Raw genomic sequence first — 16,684 nt, forward strand, 5'->3', positions numbered from 1 at the left:
CGGCGCCCCAGGATTTAGGGAGAACGGACACCATGGCACAGGCCAAGTCCGCGGCGCGCAAGCCGCGTCGCAAGGAGAAGAAGAACATCGCGCTGGGCCACGCCCACATCAAGTCGACGTTCAACAACACGATCGTCTCGATCACGGACCCGTCCGGCGCTGTCATCAGCTGGGCGTCCTCGGGTGGCGTGGGCTTCAAGGGCTCGCGCAAGTCGACGCCCTACGCCGCAGGCATGGCCGCAGAGTCGGCCGCCCGCCAGGCGCAGGAGCACGGCGTGAAGAAGGTCGACGTCTTCGTGAAGGGTCCGGGTTCGGGCCGCGAGACCGCGATCCGCTCGCTGACGGCCGCCGGCCTCGAGGTGGGGTCCATCCAGGACGTCACCCCCCAGGCGCACAACGGCTGCCGCCCGCCCAAGCGCCGCCGCGTCTGACGCTTCGCCGCCCAGATTTCCTCGCGGATGCCGCGGGTTCCGCTCCGGCGGACCCTCGGCATCCCTGAACACAACTCAACATTTCACCCACCGCACGTGTCATATAGCGGGCACGTGATCGAAAGGAACCCATAGTGCTCATCGCACAGCGTCCCACTCTGACCGAGGAGAAGATCGGGGAGTTCCGCAGCCGCTTCGTCATCGAGCCGCTCGAACCCGGCTTCGGTTACACGATCGGCAACGCGCTGCGTCGCAGCCTCCTGTCCTCCATCCCCGGCGCCGCCGTCACCAGCATCCGCATCGACGGCGTGCTGCACGAGTTCAGCACCATCCCGGGCGTGAAGGAGGATGTCACCGAGATCATCCTCAACATCAAGCAGCTGGTCGTCTCCAGCGAGCGTGACGAGCCCATCACGGCGTACCTGCGCAAGACCGGCGCCGGTGAGGTCACCGCCGCCGACATCTCCGCCCCAGCCGGCGTCGAGGTGCACAACCCCGAACTCGTCATCGCGACCCTGAACGACACCGCGAAGTTCGAGCTCGAGCTCACCATCGAGCGTGGCCGCGGCTACGTCTCGGCGACCCAGAACCGCAACGAGTACGCCGAGGCGGGCCAGATCCCGATCGACTCGATCTACTCGCCCGTGCTCAAGGTCAGCTACCGCGTGGATGCCACGCGCGCCGGGGAGCGCACCGACTTCGACAAGCTCGTGCTGGACGTCGAGAGCAAGTCCTCGATGGCCCCGCGCGACGCGGTCGCGTCGGCCGGTCGCACCCTGACCGAGCTGTTCGGTCTCGCCCGCGAGCTGAACGTCGAGGCCGAGGGCATCGAGATCGGCCCCGCGCCGGTGGAGACCGTCCTCTCCAACGAACTCGCCATGCCGATCGAAGACCTCGACCTGTCGGTGCGTTCGTACAACTGCCTCAAGCGCGAGGGCATCAACACCGTGTCGGAGCTCGTCGCCCTCTCGGAGACGCAGCTCATGAACATCCGCAACTTCGGTCAGAAGTCGGTCGACGAGGTGCGCGACAAGCTCACCTCGCTCGGTCTGTCGCTGAAGGACTCGGTGCCCGGTTTCGACGGCGCCCAGTTCTACGGCGGCTACGACGAAGAGACCGTCTGACCGCGGCCGCCCGACACGAGACCTTCCAGGAGTAACTGAGACATGCCTAAGCCCACGAAGGGTCCCCGCCTCGGCGGCGGCCCCGCCCACGAGCGTCTGCTGCTTGCCAACCTCGCCGCGGCCCTGTTCACCCACCGCTCGATCCAGACGACCGAGACGAAGGCCAAGCGCCTGCGTCCGCTCGCCGAGCGCCTGGTCACCTTCGCCAAGCGCGGCGACCTGCACGCGCGCCGCCGCGTGCTGAGCGTCATCGGCGACAAGGAAGTGGTGCACGTTCTCTTCACCGAGATCGCGCCGCTGGTCGCCGACCGCCCGGGTGGTTACACGCGCATCACCAAGATCGGCAACCGCAAGGGCGACAACGCCCCGATGGCCGTCATCGAGCTGGTTCTCGAGCCGGTGACCCCGAAGGTGAAGTCCTCCAGGAACTCCGCCGCACCGGCCGCCGCCGCGCCCGCCGCGGAGGAGCCGGCCACCGAGGATGCCGCCGAGACCGAGGCCACCGATGAGGTCGCCGAGGTGGAACCCGCCGAGGATGCTGTCGCCGACGGCGACGCAGACGCCGGTGCCGAGTCGCCCGAGGAGGGCGCCGCGGCCGAGGCTGCTGCCGAGGACGCACAGAAGTAACGTTCTCCCGGTTCGATCGAGACCCCCGTCCTTCGTGGACGGGGGTCTCGTCGTAGGCTGGAGCAGTGGACGCCACACCCCTGTCCGCGCGGGTGACGGCTCCGGCGCACATTCCCGCCCCGCAGCATCCCGAGGTCGCGCAGTGGCGGGGAGCCACCGCCGACGACATCGACGCGCTGCACGCCCTCTTCGCCGCCGCCGGGCGCGTGGATCACCCGACCTACACGATCCCGCGCGAGGAGGTCGCCGACGGCTTCACGCTGCCGCATATCGATCAGGCGCGCGACACGATCCTCGCCCTCGACGACGCCGGACGTCTCCTGGCGGCCTCCAGCGCGATCCTGCACCCGTCGCGGGACGTCGCCGCCAAGGCGCACCTCGACGGGGCCGTCCACCCGGAGCACCGCCGCCGTGGCATCGGCACCGTCGCGATGCGGTGGGCCTACGACCGCGCGCTGCAGCAGCTGGCGTCGGTGGATGCGGCGGTTCCCGGCCAGGTGGCTCTGTACACGCCGGAGCGCAACGCGGATGCGGCGGCGATCGCCGAGCGGCTGGGGCTCCAGACGGAGCGGTGGTTCACCACGATGGTGCGCGACCTCGACGCGCCGGCGGAAGCGCGCCCGGCACCCGAGGGCACCGCGCTCGTGACGTATACGCCGGACCGAGCGTTGGACGCCCTCGCAGCCCGCAACGACGCCTTCCGCGACCACTGGGGGAGCCTCCCATCGGTGGAGGAGTCGTGGCGCACGTTCGTGGACGGCCCCTTCCTCCGGCCCGACCTGTCGACGCTGCTGGTGGAGGACGGCCGGATCGTGGCCTTCTGCCTGGCCTCGGTGAACGAGGACGACTGGGAGGCGCTGGGGGCATCCCACGCCTACATCGACCTGATCGGCGTGGTCCGCGATCGTCGGGGCCGCGGCTATGCTCCCACGGTGATCGCGCGCACGCTGGAGGCTGCTCGTGCGGCGGGGCTGGAGAAGGCCGTGCTCGATGTGGACACCGCGAGCCCCACCGGCGCGCACGGTCTGTACGAGCGCCTCGGATTCGCCGCGACCGATCGCGACCGCGTCCTGACGCAGAACTTCTGACGCAGCACTTCTGACGCAGCACTTCTGACGCAGAACTTCTGACGCAGCACTTCCGACGCAGCAGCGCGGCGCCGGCCGACCAGCGCGCAGGAGGCGCCGATTAGGCTGGGCGGGTGCGCATCCGTCTCGACATCTCCTACGACGGCACGCACTTCCGGGGGTGGGCGGCCCAGCCGGGCCTGCGGACCGTCCAGGGAACCCTCGAGGACGCCCTCACCCGGATTCTCGGCAGCCGCCCGCGCCTCGTCGTGGCGGGACGCACCGACGCCGGTGTGCACGCGTCGGGCCAGGTGGCCCACATCGACCTCGACGAGACGCAGCAGGCGCGGCTGCCGCGGGGCCGCCGCGACGGCGACCCGGTGACGGCGTTCGCCGGACGGCTGCGCGGCGTCCTCGGCGCGTACCCCGACGTGACGGTCACGGCCACCAGCGCGGCGCCCGACGGGTTCGATGCGCGGTTCTCCGCTGTCTGGCGCCGGTACCGGTACCGGCTCGCCGACGGGGCCGCCGGCTACGACCCGCTCGAGCGGCACCGGACCACCAGCATCCGCGCCGCGCTGGATGACACCGCGATGGATGCCGCGGCGCGCTCCCTCATCGGATTGCACGACTTCGCCGCCTACTGCAAACCGCGTGACGAGGCGACGACGATCCGCACGCTGCTGGATTTCCGGTGGCACCGAGACGCGTCCGGCGTGCTCGTGGCCGAGGTGAAGGCCGACGCGTTCTGCCACAGCATGGTGCGTGCCCTCGTCGGCGCGTGCGCGGCCGTGGGCGAGGGGCGCCTGGACGTGGCCGACGTGGCCGCGATCCGGGATGCGGGCACCCGCACGGCCGCGACGAAGGTGCTGGCCGCCCGGGGCCTGACCCTCGTGGAGGTCGGATACCCCGCCGACGATCTGCTCGCCCAGCGCGCCGATCAGACCCGCAACCGCCGCGACCTCGAGTGATTCCGTCGACACTTGGGGGTCGCTGAGGGTCGCTGTCAATACTCCGCTCCGACGGGTGCGGTGTGCCAGGGTGGAACAGCCATGAGAGTCATCTCGTACAACCTGCGCAAGCATCGCGCCGCCGGCGAATTGGCCACGCTCGTCGAACGCCACGGTGCGGACGTCCTGTGTCTGCAGGAATGCGACACGCGGGAGATGCCCGAGGAGATCTCCGGGCTGCGCCTGGCCGAGGCCACGCAGCGCAACCGGCTCGGTCTGGCGGTGTACTACCGCGCGAACACGTTCCGCGCCGTGGATGTCCGCGCCATGGCGCTGAAGAAGTCGCTGCACGACTACGTGCTGAAGCCGGCCGAGGAGCGCCTACTCGGGGTGCGCCTGCACGACATCGACCACGGGCGGGACATCATCGTCGCGTCGTTCCACGCGGCGCCGCTCACGGCGCTCAACTCACTGCGCAGGCACCAGATCCGAACGGCCCTGGCCGAGCTGCAGAAGCTCGGGGAGGGGCTGCCGGCGCTCATGGTGGGCGACTACAACTACCCGATCTTCAAGGAGAATCTGGGGCAGCAGGTGCGGGCGCAGGGGTATGAGCTGACTCTCAGCGACGCGCGCACCTACACCCGCTACCGGTTCTTCCGCGGCCACTACGACTTCGCGACGTCGTACCTGTTCGACATCCAGCACGTGAGCACACTGCCGCAGGGGTCGAGCGACCACCTCCCGATCCTGGTCACGGCCGAGCTGTCCGCCGCGCGCGCGGCGGACGTCGCCTGACCGGGCGGGTCCTCACGCCGCGTCGCGGCGCCGTCGTACCACCGCGGTCGACACGGCCACAGCGCCACCTGCCAGCACCAGTGCGCCACCGCCGACCCAGATGCCGAGGTACGGACCGAAGTCCGCTCCGGTGGCACTGAGCCCGTTGACGGTGACCGTGACGGTGTCGCCGGGCGACGAAGAGGTGAAGACGGCGATCGTGTACGCACCGCGCGCATCGGCGGGGAAGGTCAGGCGCACGGGGTCCAGTCCGCCCCGCTCGGTGGTCGTGGCATCGCGGAACGTCGCCGTGGACACCGCCGCGCGCACCATGCCGAAGGTCACGTCCGCGCCGTTCTCGCCGGTGACCGTGATGGTGGCCGCCTCGTTCGCGCCGAAGGTGCCGTCCGCCACCGTGAGCGTCACCGTGCCGCCCGGCTCGACGACGGCACTGGAGATGCTCGCCGCATCCTGGGCGGGGTACGCGGCGGCGGCAGCCGGAACGGCGAACACGGCGCCGGCCGCGAGGGCGGCGATCACGGCGGCACGGGGGAGGGACTTCATCATCGAACCGCTTCCGGGAACTGGTGGACCTCTGCGGGGGCGAGCTCAGTCTATCCGCGGGACGCGGAGCACGCCGCGGATGTCTCGGCGGATTCGATGGGCCCGATCGTCGGTGTGACCAGGGCTTCCAGGGCCGGCGTCGTCGCCGGCATGCGGACCCGCACCGTGGCGGTGGCCTCCTCGCCCGGTTGGAGCCTCGTTCCCCACGTGAGGACGCGGAGACCGTCATGGATGCCGCCCCCGAACCCGGGCTCGGGCTCCGCGGCGGTCGGGGTCGCCACGGCCGCGACGATCTCCGCCCCATCCGGCAGGTACAGGTACGCCACCGTGTCGGTGAGGCCCGGCGGCGTACCGAAGGCGCCGCCACCGGTGATGTAGGCCGGGAGCGCTGCGGCGTCGGCCGGGGCGTCGCTGCGCAACCGCACCGTCAACTCCGCCTCCGCGGTCCCTTCGGTGTCGGTGCACCAGCCGGTCGCGGCCGCCGCGGTCATGTAATAGTCCATCTTCGAGCCGGTGCCGTCGCTGAGGTAGACGCCGAAGCGGGTCGTCTCCGCGTCCGACACCGGCAGCCGGCCCTGCAGGCTCGTGCCGTCGAGCACGGCCTGATCGGCCGCATCCGCGCTCCACAGGTAGAGGCGCCGTTCCTCGCCCGCCCGCGCGAGCGCAGCGACCAGCTTGGCGGGATCGACCGCCCCCGACGACAGCGTTCCGAACACGGCCGCCGTCGCGGCGGCGAAGAACGCGTCCTGATCGGCGGGCCGCTCATACCTCTGGTACACCTCGTTGAGCAGCAGGGGAACGGCCGTCTCGGCGGAGAGCACGTCGCCGGTGGGAAGCGTGACCGGGCCCGTCGCCTCCAGGAGGTACGACAGTGTCACGGGGTCCACGGCGATCACCCCGTTCACCTCGGTGCCGAATTCGCGTTTCCACATCTCGCGGGCGAGCGGCGCGCCGACGGTGAAGTCGGGCACCTGCGTGACGTTCTGCACGAACACGGCCGGCCGCTCGTCGTAGACGGCTTCGACGTCGGGAGCAAGCGCAAGCACGGGCTCGGGGTACCGCTGGAAGTCGCGGGTGGAGCCCTGCGCGCTCAGCGACATGACGCCGTCCTCGGTGTGCATCACCGCCATCGCGCCGGCGATGCCGCCCAGTGGTCGCCACTCGGCGTTGTTCTGGAACAGCACCAGGTAGTCCCGTGGTCCGTTCGCGCCCAGCATCGCCGGCATCAGCGCCGTCGCGCGCCGCAGCGCGTCGGCCCCGGTCGTGACATCCGCGAACAGGGTCTGCACGTCGCCCACCGCCGTACGCAGGGGCGGGAGGAGCGCCTCGGAGGGGATGCCGGCGACGTCGGCGGATGCTTCGGCGAGGCGGGCGGCGCTGCGGGTGGCCGGTTCGTTCAGCGCGGCCAGAGTGGCGACGTCGAATCGGCCGTTCTGCGGACGCAGCGAATCGACCGAGAACGACGTCGCGACCTCCGCCAGCGGCGCGATCGCGTCGGTGGCGACGTCGTCGGCGGCGTGCGTGATCGTGGAGATCGCGCTGAGCTGCGGGCCGATCCACGGCAGCCCCTCGGCGAGCGCCCAGATCGGGTCGCTCGTGAGGGCGCGTGCCGCGGAGGTGTCGTCGGAGAGCCGCTCGATCACCCCGGCGGCCTGGGCCGGGTCGGACAGGGCCGCCTGGGCATCGGCGGCCGAGGCGCGAGCATCGTCGAGGTGCCCGTAGGCGAGCGCTCCGCGCGCGCCGATCCACACCGCGCCGAGCACGAGAACCGCGAGGATCGCGGCCAGGGTCCACGCGACGACGCGGCCCGCGATGCGACGAGGCGTGCTCACAGGGTACTCAGTCACCCGATCACGCGCCGATCCGCTGCCACCGGTCGCCGCCGCGTTCGCCGGCCTCGTCGCACGCGCGCTGCGCCGCGGACAGGAGCGACGCGAAGTCGTAGCCGACGATGTCGGCCGGCGCCCAGCCGACGCTCGCGGACAGTTGCACCGAGATCGGCTGCGCCGCATCCATCTCGGTGATCTCCCGCAGGAGCGTGCGGACATGCTCGCGCAGCACCGGCCCCGGCCGGGCGATGAGGACGACCATGTGCCCGCGCCCCTCGCGGCCGATGTCGGCTTCGGCGGGGAAACTGCGGCGGACCGTGCTCTCGAAGCGCTCGAGGATGCCGCTGAAGGAGGAGTCGCCCGCCGCCGCGCGGATCTCCTCGGGGTCGTCGAGGCGTACGGCCAGGAGAGCCCATGAGGTCTCGCCCGCCGCGTGCGCGCGCTCGAGACGGTCGGTGGCGGTGACGGTGAACTGCGGCCAGGATGCGGCGGTGTGCACCCCGGTCGCGGAGACCGAGGTGAAGAAGAGGAGCGTCACCGTACCGCACACGAGGTAGATGAGCATGCCGAGCGAGTTGAGGGTGCGCAGGAAAGTGAGGTCGTCGCCGCCGCCGAAGAGGAACAGCCCCGCGAGGAGGACGAATGTGCCGAGGACGAGGAAGGCCGCCGATGCCAGCGCGAGGGGCAGCACCAAGCGGTCGTACCGGTCGGCGGATCGGCGGATCTCCAGCAGCGTCAGGCCGGCGAACACGGCTGCCCCGAAGAACAGGGCGCGGAAGATCAGGCTGTAGACGTCGGTGTACCCGCCCAGGACGAGCCCCACGCCCGAGACCACTGACTGCACGACGGCGATCCAGGGCAGCGCCCGCGCGCGGCGCCGCGCCCGGAACCCCGACCAGATGAGAGCGGGCGCACCGAGCATGAGCCCGAGGCCCAGTCGTCGCACCGGCTCGTTGCCCAGTGCCTCTCCTGCCACGCTCACCCAGGTGCTCACCATCGCCAGGATGAACGCGAGAGACCACAGCAGCGATGCGCGCGACGGACGCTGGATGAAGCCGAGTCCGATGATCATCACCGTGCCGAGAGCGGCGACGGTGGCCTGTGCGATTCCGAGGTCGGCGACGGAGATCGACCCCATGGGCCCGGTCATGCGTCGACACCGGCGGGCAGGCTGATGGTGACGGTGGTTCCCGTGCCCTGCTCGCTCTCGACGTGAACCGTGCCGCGGTGCTCCTGGATGATCGTCTGCACGATGCCCATGCCGAGCCCGGTGCCGGGGGTCGGGCTCTCCCGCGCGGCGCGCGCACGGAAGTAGGGGTCGAAGATGCGGGGGACGTCTTCGGGGGCGATGCCGATCCCGGTGTCGGCGAAGTCGACGACGACGTGACCGTCGCGCTGTGCGGCGGCGATGCGCACAGACCCGCCCCCGGGGGTGTACTTGATGGCGTTGCTGAGGACGTTGTCGATCGCCTGACGCAGGCGGAACGCATCCCCCCGCACGGGCAGCGAGCTGGGGGCGTCGATGGTCACCTGCACGCGCCGCCCGTCGGCGGCGGGCCGGAAGGATTCCAGCGACGCGTCGAGGATGCGGCGGGCGTCGGCGGAGGAATCCGCCTTGTTCTCGCGTGCGTCGGCGCGCGACCCCGCGAGGATCTCGGAGATCAGCGTCTGCATGCGAACCGCGGCGTTCTCGATGACCTGCAGCTGCTCGCGCGTCTTGGGCGGAAGCCCCACGCCGTCCAGGGCGAGTTCGGCGTGGCCCATGATCGCCGTCAGCGGGTTGCGCAGCTCATGGGAGACGACCGCGGCCAATCGCTCGCGGGCGCGCTCGGCCTCGATGAGGGCGGTGATGTCGTGCACGATGAGGAGAATGCTGTCGGGCTCGTCGGTGGACGGCGTGAGACGCCGCGTCGAGGCGGACAGCGCGTGCCATTCGCCCTCGGTGTCGAACAGCCAGACACGCTCGTCCTCGAAGAGCTCGCCCCGCGCCGCACGCGCGAAGGGGCGTTCGGACTCGGGGAGGGGGTCGCCGCGGAGCGCGGCGTACTCCACCGAGCCGCCCGGCCGTTTCGGGTCGTCGCGATCGACGGCGTACAGCGACAAGTAGGTCTCGTTCAGCGCGAGCACCTCGCCGCCGCGGGAGAGGCGCGCGATGCCGGTGTCGAGCCCGTTGAGCATCTGGGAGACCCGCCGCTCCTGCCCGCTCACCCGTGACAGGGTGCCCTGCAGCCGGGCCGCCTGGCGCCGGAGCAGGTGCTTGAACGCGCGACTCTGCCGGGCGGCGAGATACGTGGTGAGGCCGATGAAGGTGAGGGCCAGGAGCACCACCATGAGCCGCACGATGGTGTCCGAACCCGGGCCGGTGAGGGCCGCGTCCAGGATGATGACGATGGCCACGATGACCAGCGCCGTCACCAGGGCCGCCAGGGTGAAGTGCGTGGCGATCCACGTGATGGGGAACACCCAGAAGAACCCGAACCGCAGTTCGCTGTCGAAGGCGAGGAAGCTCACCCCGACCAGGTCGCCGAAGGGCACGAGGAGAACGAGACTGCGTGGCACCCGCGCCCACGGGACGACGAGCGCCGTTGCCGTCAGCGCGATGATGACGGCAACGCCGGTGGAGAAGGTCCATACCGCGAACAGCCCGGGCTCCATCGCCTGGACGACGAGGACGGTGACCACGACGCTCGCCGCGAGGACGAGCTGCAGCAGCCAGATCGACCGGGTGCGGCTCTCGGGCGAGTCGCTTTCGTCTTCGAGGACGAGGTCTTCGGCAGGCGACGTCGCCGGGAGGGCGTTCGCGGCTGCCATAGGTGAAGTCTAGTGACCGGAATGCGCCGATCTATCCGAACGGGACCGCGAATCGACGCGTCGCGCGGGGAACCGGTTCGGGGCGCTGGCGGAGGAACCATGACGGAAACCGACGCGGTCCCCGGCCCGACATTCGATTCGGACTTTCTTGCGGAAACGTTGCGGCGGCACTGGTTGGACGTGGGGCGTTCCTCGCGGCGGGTCGACGAATGTGGTCAGTGCCGGCCCCGCAGCCGGCGCCGCCACACAGGAAGCAGAACCGTGAACGAACCGCGCAACGCACTCGCCCCCGCGGCGGATGCACGTCGTTCCGCGCAGGTCGACCGGTCGACCATCGGCTGCATCATCCCCGCGTACAACGAGGAGGAGTCCATCGCCGCGGTGCTCCTGGCGATGCTGAGCCAGAGCCGGGTGCCCGACGTCATCCACGTGGTGGTCAACAACACCTCCGACGAGACGGTCACCGTCGCCTCGCCGTACAGCGGCCCGCACCTGATGCTGACCGACGCGGGCGAGCAGTTCACCGAGGTCTTCATCCACGACATCGGGACGAACCCCGACAAGCGGGTCGGTGCTCTCAACTACGGCTACTCGCTCGTCGAGGGCTATGACTATCTGCTCGGCGTCGACGGCGACACCATCGCCGACCCGAAGGCCGTCGAGTACCTCGAGTGCGAGGCCGTCTCCGACTCCCGCATCGGCGGCATCTCGGCCATCTCGGTCGAGCGCAGGCCGGTCACAGGCGCCATGGCGTGGTTCGCCAATCTGCTGCACGGCCGCACCATGGCGGTTCTGGGCGGCCCGTTCTCCATCCTCGCGATGAACGCCCTGCGCGACGTCATGAAGCAGAACCACCGGCGCTCGCCGTGGGTGCGTGGCCGCGAGGACGCGGACTCGCTGCTGTCGCTGCAGGTCAACCGGGCCGGCTATCTCACCAAGACCAGCCCGTCTGCCCGCGCGAGGCGCTTCCTGTCACGCACGAACACCGGCACGCGCCGGGGGGCGCCGCAGAGCGTCCTCGGGAGTGGAAAGTTCATCCGTCGCTCACACGGATACAAGATCTGATGCGACCCGAACGCATCAGAAACAGGGATGCTCCGATCCTGGGGAGGGTCGGAGCATCCGGAAGAAACCTCTGCTGTTTGGGGCAGGAGAGGCTGGGGAAGGCCATGGGGGTGGCCTAGGGGGAACGTCGGGGAGGGAGAGTGCACGGGGAGGCCGGAAGTCGTCCTCCGGAGTGCCCCTCCCTCCCGACGCGCATCCCGTGGGGGAGGGGTGCGCGACGCGGTTACGGCGCGAGGTGCTCGGAGGTGAGGCGATAGCCCACGCCGCGCACGGTTTCGATGTACCGCGGGGTCGTGGGGTTGTCGCCGAGCTTGCGGCGGAGGTTGGTCATGTGCGCCTCGATCGCCCGCTTGTCGGCGTCGCCGACGAAGTAGCTGGTGACGTAGGACTCGCCGCGCAGGACGAGGGTGAGGTCGGCCTTGCTGCGCACGCGTCGCTTCGATTCCAGGAGCGTTGCCAGCAGGTCGAACTCGGTGCGGGTGAGGTCCAGCTCTTCCCCGCCGAGCAGCACGATGCGGCTGTCGGGGTCGAGCTGCAGGTCGCGGTGGATGAGCCAGCTGGCATCGACCGGCACGAGTTCGCCGGTCATGGTCACAGCCAGCTCCACGCCCAGCGCCGCCGTCTCCGGCTGGGCGTCGGGCGGGACGGGGAAGATCATCGGCTGCGTCGCCGGCGGGCGGTCCTCCTGGACGGCCGGCGCGGACAGCGGGGTGGGGGCGGGCTCTCCCGGCCCGGCGACCGCCGGGGCGCCGCCGCGGGGCCGGCGCAGGAGCGCCTCGATGCGCGCACGCAGTTCGCGGGGGCGGAAGGGCTTCACGACGTATTCGTCGGCACCCGCACCGAGGCCGAGGACGACGTCGGCTTCATCCTCGAGTCCGGTCAGCATGATGATGTAGGTATCGGACTGGGCGCGGATGCGGCGGGCCGCTTCGAAGCCGTCGATCCCCGGCATGTTGACGTCGAGCGTGGTGACGAGGGGCTGATATGCGATGACGGCGCGCACGCCGTCGATGCCGTTGCCGACGGACACCGTGGAGAAACCGGCGGACTCGAGAACTTCAACGAGAAGATGCCGGATATCCGGATCGTCCTCGACGATCACGGCGGTCTTCTGCGCGTCCGCGGAGTCGCTCATCCTTGTGTCCGCCTCATTCGATCCACCCCTGGGTCGTGCGCAATCCTCGCATACTTCGGCGCGCCGACGATACGCGTGAATACAGGCGCGCCGGAGCGGATGTCAACGCGCCTGTCGAATGGACTGGACGGCCACCTCAGGCCGCTCCGACACGTAAGAAAAGCCCCCGGCGGCGGACCGAAGTCGACGCCGTCAGGGGCCTCAGCGGCCGGTGCCGGGCCGCCTGTTGAAGTGTACGCGCTCTGTCCCCCATATGGGGGACAGAATTCCGGGGCTTGCGCGCGCCTTCATTCACTTGCTGAATAGCTAGTCTGCCTAGTAACGTGTCGAGCGACAGACCAATCGCTTTGCAGCGAGAGAGGACGACGCCATGGGGTACCTGTTCTACGGCAACGCCGCCCAGCCCATTGAGATCCCCGACCGACTGCTGGCGCACATCAAGGTGGTGACGGCGACGAAGCTGCGCCGGAGCGAGAGTTTCACCTTGTCATGGCGCCACCCCGACGACATCCCGGGAGGTCGGTCGACGATCTGGCTCCAGCCGTCGATCCCGCTGCGCTTCGTGTTCACCTCGGCCGAGCCGGAGACACTCAACCCCGCCTTCCTGAAGGACCTCGCCAACGCGGCGAATTCGTCGGGCGGCCTCACGGTCGACTTCGCGACCCCCGTTCCGACTAACGACGAGGCCCCCGCTCAGGCCACTCGCGTTCCGGTCGGCGCACGCGCCGCCGCCTGATCTCCACCCGGCGCTGAGGCGCCGGTTACGTCGAAGGGCTCGTCGGAGTTCCCACGGGAACCCGAAGAGCCCTTTGCCGTGTCGCTGGACTAGCTTCGACCCCCCTGCGTGTCAACCCCGTCGCGTGCGTCGGCGCCGGTGCCGATGGTGGGGTGCTGGGGGGAGAACCAGAAAACGGAGCACCTCATGTATCACTCGAAAGAGCCGTGGCGCCGGCCGATCGAGATCCCGCATTTACCGCCGTTGGCGTGCGGGGGACGAGCGACCGTCGCGCAGTCGACCCTCAAGGAGGAAGACAAGACCCCGCCGCCGCCGAACCGTTCGGTCCTCGCCTGACCAGAGGCGGGCGGCGGTCGCCGAGCGGGGGGGATGCCGGTCGACGACCACGCGCCCTTCCCGTCGGAGCGTGGCACCTGCTCCACGACGGGAACCTGGGGGCCCATCGTTGTCGCTGAAGCAACGATGTGACGATTGTGTCCGTCTCCGATGTGTCTGTCGGGGGGTTGACGAGACGGGCGTCGCGAGTTTCAATACCGCGCGCCACTTGCCCACGAGACCGGGGTAGCGTCGCCGGAGTGACGACGCCCGAGGATTCTCCACGCAGGATGCGGCTCGTGTGGCCGTTGCTCGGCGTGGTCGTCGCCGCCGTGGCCGTCGTCGTCGTGCTGATGCTGGCTCTTGCTCAGGGGGGCGTCCAGTCTGCGGGCGTATCCCAGACAGCCGCCGGGAACTCTGCGGGCCCGACCACGCCAGCGCCGGACCCGGCCGTACGGATGGCCGTCGTGGGTGACTCGATCAGCCACGGCGACAGCGCGGATTTCCCCGGCGGTGCGCTCGGAGACTTCTCGTGGGTGCGCTGGGCGGTGGACGAGCGGCTCGCCTTCGCCGGCGGGTGGGCGGTGCCCGGCGCCGTGACCGAGACGATGGCCGAGAACGTGCGGCCGTATGAGGCGGACGTCCTGGTGATCCTCGCCGGTACGAACGACCTCGCCTTCGGCATTCCGCTCCGCGAGACCGCGGAGAACCTTGCACGCATAGCCGCGACGGCCGGAGTGCCCCGAGTGGTGCTCGTCGGCATTCCGCCCAACGACGTCGTTGCCGAGGCGGTGACCGGGTACAACGCCGCGCTGCGGCGCCTCGCCGATGAACGCGGGTGGGAGTTCGCCGATGCGACGTCGCCTCTGCGCACCGAGCGCAACACGTACCGCGAGGGCATGTCGTGGGACGGTGTACACCCGACCGTCGACGGCGCGCGCCTCCTCGGGGAGGGGATCCGCGCGCATGTACTGGGCTGACCGCGACCGTTCCGGGCAGAGTGACGAAGGAGACGAGATGCGCACATTCGCTCGATGGCTGCTGGGCGGCACCATGCTGCTCGCCGGACTCAGCCACCTGTTCTGGGCTCGCCGCGACTTCCAGGCGCAGGTGCCGGACTGGGCGGTGGAGGCAGGTCCCCTCGACAAGGACGCCGTGGTGGTGGCCTCGGGCGTCGTGGAGATGGCGTTCGGGGCGGCACTGATCGCCCTGCCGCGCGAGCGTCGGCGGGTCGGCGCGGCGCTCGCCGCCTTCTTCGTCGCGGTCTTCCCCGGGAACATCGACCAGTGGCGCAAGGGCCGGTCGGCGTTCGGCCTCGACACCGACCGCAAGCGTCTGGTGCGGCTCTTCTTCCAGCCCGCGCTCGTCGCGTGGGCGTGGTGGTCCACGCGCTAACAGCGTTCGAAGACGTAACCCGCCTCGGAGGGGGTGGACAGGGCGCGATCGCGCAGGACGAGGGAGTCCGGCACCGCCGGATCGGCGCACACCTCGGCGAACGGGCGGGGGAGGGCGTCGGTGTACTCGATGTCGAACACGTGCGGCCCGTACGCGTCGGTGTAGGCCCCGCACTCGTCGAACACCGCGCACTCCTCGGTGATGGCGAAGTCGAAGCCCGCCTGCCGCGAGAACCTCCCCGCGAACTCGGCGGCGTTCTTCTGCGCGGCGGCGAGGCCCACGCGATGGGCGACGTCGACGAGCTCGGTGGCGAGGGCGACGTTGTCCTCGGCCGTCAACGCGCCGCCGGACCGGGTGAAGGTGTCGAGGTTGTCGAATTCGACCGCGTCGAACCCGGCGTCGGCGCAGCCTCGGATCCATCCGGTCACGGTGGCGGCGATCGCGGATCGGCGCTCCGCCGTGGAGGTGTCGAGGAGGATCTCATCCGGCCAGTCGGGGTCGATGACCGGTTCGCCGTCGCGGACGAGCAGCGTCTCGCGCGGCCACGCGTCCTCCTCGCCGGGCTGGGTCTGGAAGCCGTTGACGTAACAGATCGAATAGGCCTCCTCGACCGGCGGCGCAGACCGATCCCGCACGACCACCTCGACGCCGTCGGACGGGGGATAGGCGCCGCCCAGCTGGTAGTCGAATGCGGCGCCGGCGGGAGGGAGGACGGGCCGCTCCTCGTCGGATGCGGCGCATCCGGCCAGCAGCGCCGCTGCGCACCCGAAAAGCACGAGGAGCGGCAAGCGGCGCCCCCCGGTCACCGTGTCGTCGACGAGGGCGAGTCTTCCCGCTCCTTGAGCGTCCGGGTGCGCAACAGACTCGCCACCGTCGCCACGGTGACCGTCACCGCGATGAACGTCAGCGAGAACCAGATCGGGATCTCCGGCGCCCACGCGACGGCCTCGCCCCCGTTGACGAACGGGAGTTCGTTCTCGTGCAGGGCGTGGAAGACGAGTCTCACGCCGATGAAGGCGAGGATCACCGCGAGGCCCTGAGCGAGGTACACGAGCCGCTGGAGCAGCCCGCCGATGAGGAAGAAGAGCTGGCGGAGCCCCATGAGCGCGAACGCGTTGGCGACGAAGACGATGTACGCCTGCTCGGTGAGGCCGTACACGGCGGGGATGGAGTCGACCGCGAAGATCAGGTCGACGAAGCCGATCGCGATGATGGTCAGCAGCAGCGGGGTGGCGTACCGGCGGCCGTCTCTCTTCAGTGTCAGGCGCGCGCCGTCGTACTCCTCGGTGACCGGGAGATGGCGGCGGACGAACCGCATGCCGCGGCCATCGGTGGGATTGCTGTCATGGTGCACGAACGCCTGACGGTAGGCCAGAACCAGCAGCAGCGCCCCGAAGAGGTAGAAGATCCACGAGAAATTCTCGATGAGGGTCGCCCCGATCGCGATGAAGGCGCCGCGCAGGATGAGCGCGATCACGATGCCGATCATCAGCACTTTCTGCTGGTAGATCCTCGGCACCGCGAACCCGGTCATCACGATGAGGAACACGAAGAGGTTGTCGATCGACAGCGCCTTCTCGGTGAGGTAACCGGCGTAGTACTCCCCGCCGTACTGCCAGCCCCACACCGTGCCGACGACGATGCCGAACAGCAGCGCGAGTCCGATGTAGAACGCCGACCACCGCGCGGATTCGCCGATGCTGGGCGCATGGGCCCTGCGGACGTGAGCGAAGAACTCGTAGATGAAGAACGCGATCGTGACGGCGATCGTGATCACCCAGACGAGGAACGAAACATGCATCGGGACTCCAAGGAGTGGTCGGCGTTAATGACGCCAAGGTCTCCTCCACCCGGAAAAACC

18 protein-coding genes are annotated in these 16,684 nt (G+C 70.0%); 11 read left to right on the forward strand and 7 right to left on the reverse strand.

From position 1 onward, the window contains the following. Positions 1 to 32 precede the first annotated feature (32 nt). From rpsK to AC2DGY_RS14320, 6 genes are all read left to right on the forward strand, one after another. Positions 33 to 431 carry a 30S ribosomal protein S11 gene (gene rpsK, locus AC2DGY_RS14295; protein WP_023954078.1) on the forward strand — a complete coding sequence of 133 codons (399 nt, stop codon included), beginning with the start codon at positions 33 to 35 and terminating at the stop codon, positions 429 to 431. A 134-nt stretch (positions 432 to 565) separates the two neighbouring features. Continuing rightward, positions 566 to 1,555 (forward strand): DNA-directed RNA polymerase subunit alpha, encoded by a 990-nt coding sequence (locus AC2DGY_RS14300; protein ID WP_484510420.1) that lies wholly within the window; start codon positions 566 to 568, stop codon positions 1,553 to 1,555. Positions 1,556 to 1,597: 42 nt separating this feature from the next. Further along, the gene (rplQ, locus tag AC2DGY_RS14305) at positions 1,598 to 2,182 is read left to right on the forward strand and encodes a 50S ribosomal protein L17 (protein WP_484510421.1); all 585 of its coding nucleotides are present in this window, start codon (positions 1,598 to 1,600) and stop codon (positions 2,180 to 2,182) included. Between the two features lie 65 nt (positions 2,183 to 2,247). Then, the gene (locus tag AC2DGY_RS14310; RefSeq protein ID WP_484510422.1) at positions 2,248 to 3,270 is read left to right on the forward strand and encodes a GNAT family N-acetyltransferase; all 1,023 of its coding nucleotides are present in this window, start codon (positions 2,248 to 2,250) and stop codon (positions 3,268 to 3,270) included. A gap of 113 nt (positions 3,271 to 3,383) precedes the next feature. Then, positions 3,384 to 4,220: a tRNA pseudouridine(38-40) synthase TruA gene (gene truA, locus AC2DGY_RS14315; RefSeq protein ID WP_484510423.1), complete on the forward strand. Its 837-nt coding sequence runs from the start codon at positions 3,384 to 3,386 to the stop codon at positions 4,218 to 4,220. Between the two features lie 81 nt (positions 4,221 to 4,301). After that, the gene (locus AC2DGY_RS14320; RefSeq protein ID WP_484510424.1) at positions 4,302 to 4,994 is read left to right on the forward strand and encodes an endonuclease/exonuclease/phosphatase family protein; all 693 of its coding nucleotides are present in this window, start codon (positions 4,302 to 4,304) and stop codon (positions 4,992 to 4,994) included. Positions 4,995 to 5,006: 12 nt separating this feature from the next. Here AC2DGY_RS14320 and AC2DGY_RS14325 read toward each other — a convergent pair whose 3' ends face one another. The 4 genes from AC2DGY_RS14325 to AC2DGY_RS14340 are packed head-to-tail and all read right to left on the reverse strand — an operon-like array spanning position 5,007 to position 10,177. Beyond that, positions 5,007 to 5,537, reverse strand: coding sequence for a cell wall protein (locus AC2DGY_RS14325; RefSeq protein WP_484510425.1), 531 nt, complete (start codon positions 5,535 to 5,537; stop codon positions 5,007 to 5,009). A 50-nt stretch (positions 5,538 to 5,587) separates the two neighbouring features. Beyond that, positions 5,588 to 7,369, reverse strand: coding sequence for a DUF4012 domain-containing protein (locus AC2DGY_RS14330; protein WP_484510426.1), 1,782 nt, complete (start codon positions 7,367 to 7,369; stop codon positions 5,588 to 5,590). A gap of 19 nt (positions 7,370 to 7,388) precedes the next feature. Next, the gene (locus AC2DGY_RS14335; RefSeq protein ID WP_484510427.1) at positions 7,389 to 8,516 is read right to left on the reverse strand and encodes a diguanylate cyclase domain-containing protein; all 1,128 of its coding nucleotides are present in this window, start codon (positions 8,514 to 8,516) and stop codon (positions 7,389 to 7,391) included. Beyond that, complete coding sequence (locus tag AC2DGY_RS14340; RefSeq protein WP_484510428.1) at positions 8,513 to 10,177, reverse strand: sensor histidine kinase; 1,665 nt, start codon at positions 10,175 to 10,177, stop codon at positions 8,513 to 8,515. Before AC2DGY_RS14340 ends, AC2DGY_RS14335 begins: the two co-directional genes overlap by 4 nt. A 261-nt stretch (positions 10,178 to 10,438) precedes the next feature. Here AC2DGY_RS14340 and AC2DGY_RS14345 point away from each other — a divergent pair, with 261 nt between their 5' ends. Then, complete coding sequence (locus AC2DGY_RS14345; protein WP_484510429.1) at positions 10,439 to 11,242, forward strand: glycosyltransferase family 2 protein; 804 nt, start codon at positions 10,439 to 10,441, stop codon at positions 11,240 to 11,242. Between the two features lie 223 nt (positions 11,243 to 11,465). Here AC2DGY_RS14345 and AC2DGY_RS14350 read toward each other — a convergent pair whose 3' ends face one another. Further along, positions 11,466 to 12,377 carry a response regulator transcription factor gene (locus tag AC2DGY_RS14350; RefSeq protein WP_484510430.1) on the reverse strand — a complete coding sequence of 304 codons (912 nt, stop codon included), beginning with the start codon at positions 12,375 to 12,377 and terminating at the stop codon, positions 11,466 to 11,468. Positions 12,378 to 12,747: 370 nt separating this feature from the next. Between AC2DGY_RS14350 and AC2DGY_RS14355 the strand changes: the two genes are divergently transcribed. The 4 genes from AC2DGY_RS14355 to AC2DGY_RS14370 all read left to right on the forward strand — a co-directional run bounded on the left by AC2DGY_RS14355 (position 12,748) and on the right by AC2DGY_RS14370 (position 14,823). Further along, entirely contained in the window at positions 12,748 to 13,113 is a 366-nt protein-coding gene (locus tag AC2DGY_RS14355; protein WP_484510431.1) for a DUF7882 family protein, read from the forward strand. Positions 13,114 to 13,299: 186 nt separating this feature from the next. Then, a complete protein-coding gene (locus AC2DGY_RS14360) occupies positions 13,300 to 13,449 on the forward strand; it encodes a hypothetical protein (protein WP_484510432.1) in 150 nt (49 codons plus the stop codon). A gap of 239 nt (positions 13,450 to 13,688) precedes the next feature. Beyond that, a complete protein-coding gene (locus tag AC2DGY_RS14365; RefSeq protein ID WP_484510433.1) occupies positions 13,689 to 14,408 on the forward strand; it encodes an SGNH/GDSL hydrolase family protein in 720 nt (239 codons plus the stop codon). Between the two features lie 37 nt (positions 14,409 to 14,445). Beyond that, on the forward strand, positions 14,446 to 14,823 hold the full coding sequence (locus AC2DGY_RS14370; protein ID WP_484510434.1) for a DoxX family protein: 378 nt from the start codon (positions 14,446 to 14,448) through the stop codon (positions 14,821 to 14,823). On the opposite strand, the gene AC2DGY_RS14375 is transcribed toward AC2DGY_RS14370, so the two are convergent. Then, complete coding sequence (locus tag AC2DGY_RS14375) at positions 14,820 to 15,611, reverse strand: endo alpha-1,4 polygalactosaminidase (RefSeq protein WP_484510435.1); 792 nt, start codon at positions 15,609 to 15,611, stop codon at positions 14,820 to 14,822. The two genes, AC2DGY_RS14370 and AC2DGY_RS14375, sit on opposite strands and share 4 nt — an antisense overlap. A 14-nt stretch (positions 15,612 to 15,625) precedes the next feature. Continuing rightward, entirely contained in the window at positions 15,626 to 16,624 is a 999-nt protein-coding gene (locus tag AC2DGY_RS14380) for a TerC/Alx family metal homeostasis membrane protein (RefSeq protein ID WP_484510436.1), read from the reverse strand. Positions 16,625 to 16,684: the final 60 nt, after the last annotated feature.

This window comes from Microbacterium sp. Z6_144 (genome assembly GCF_057197625.1).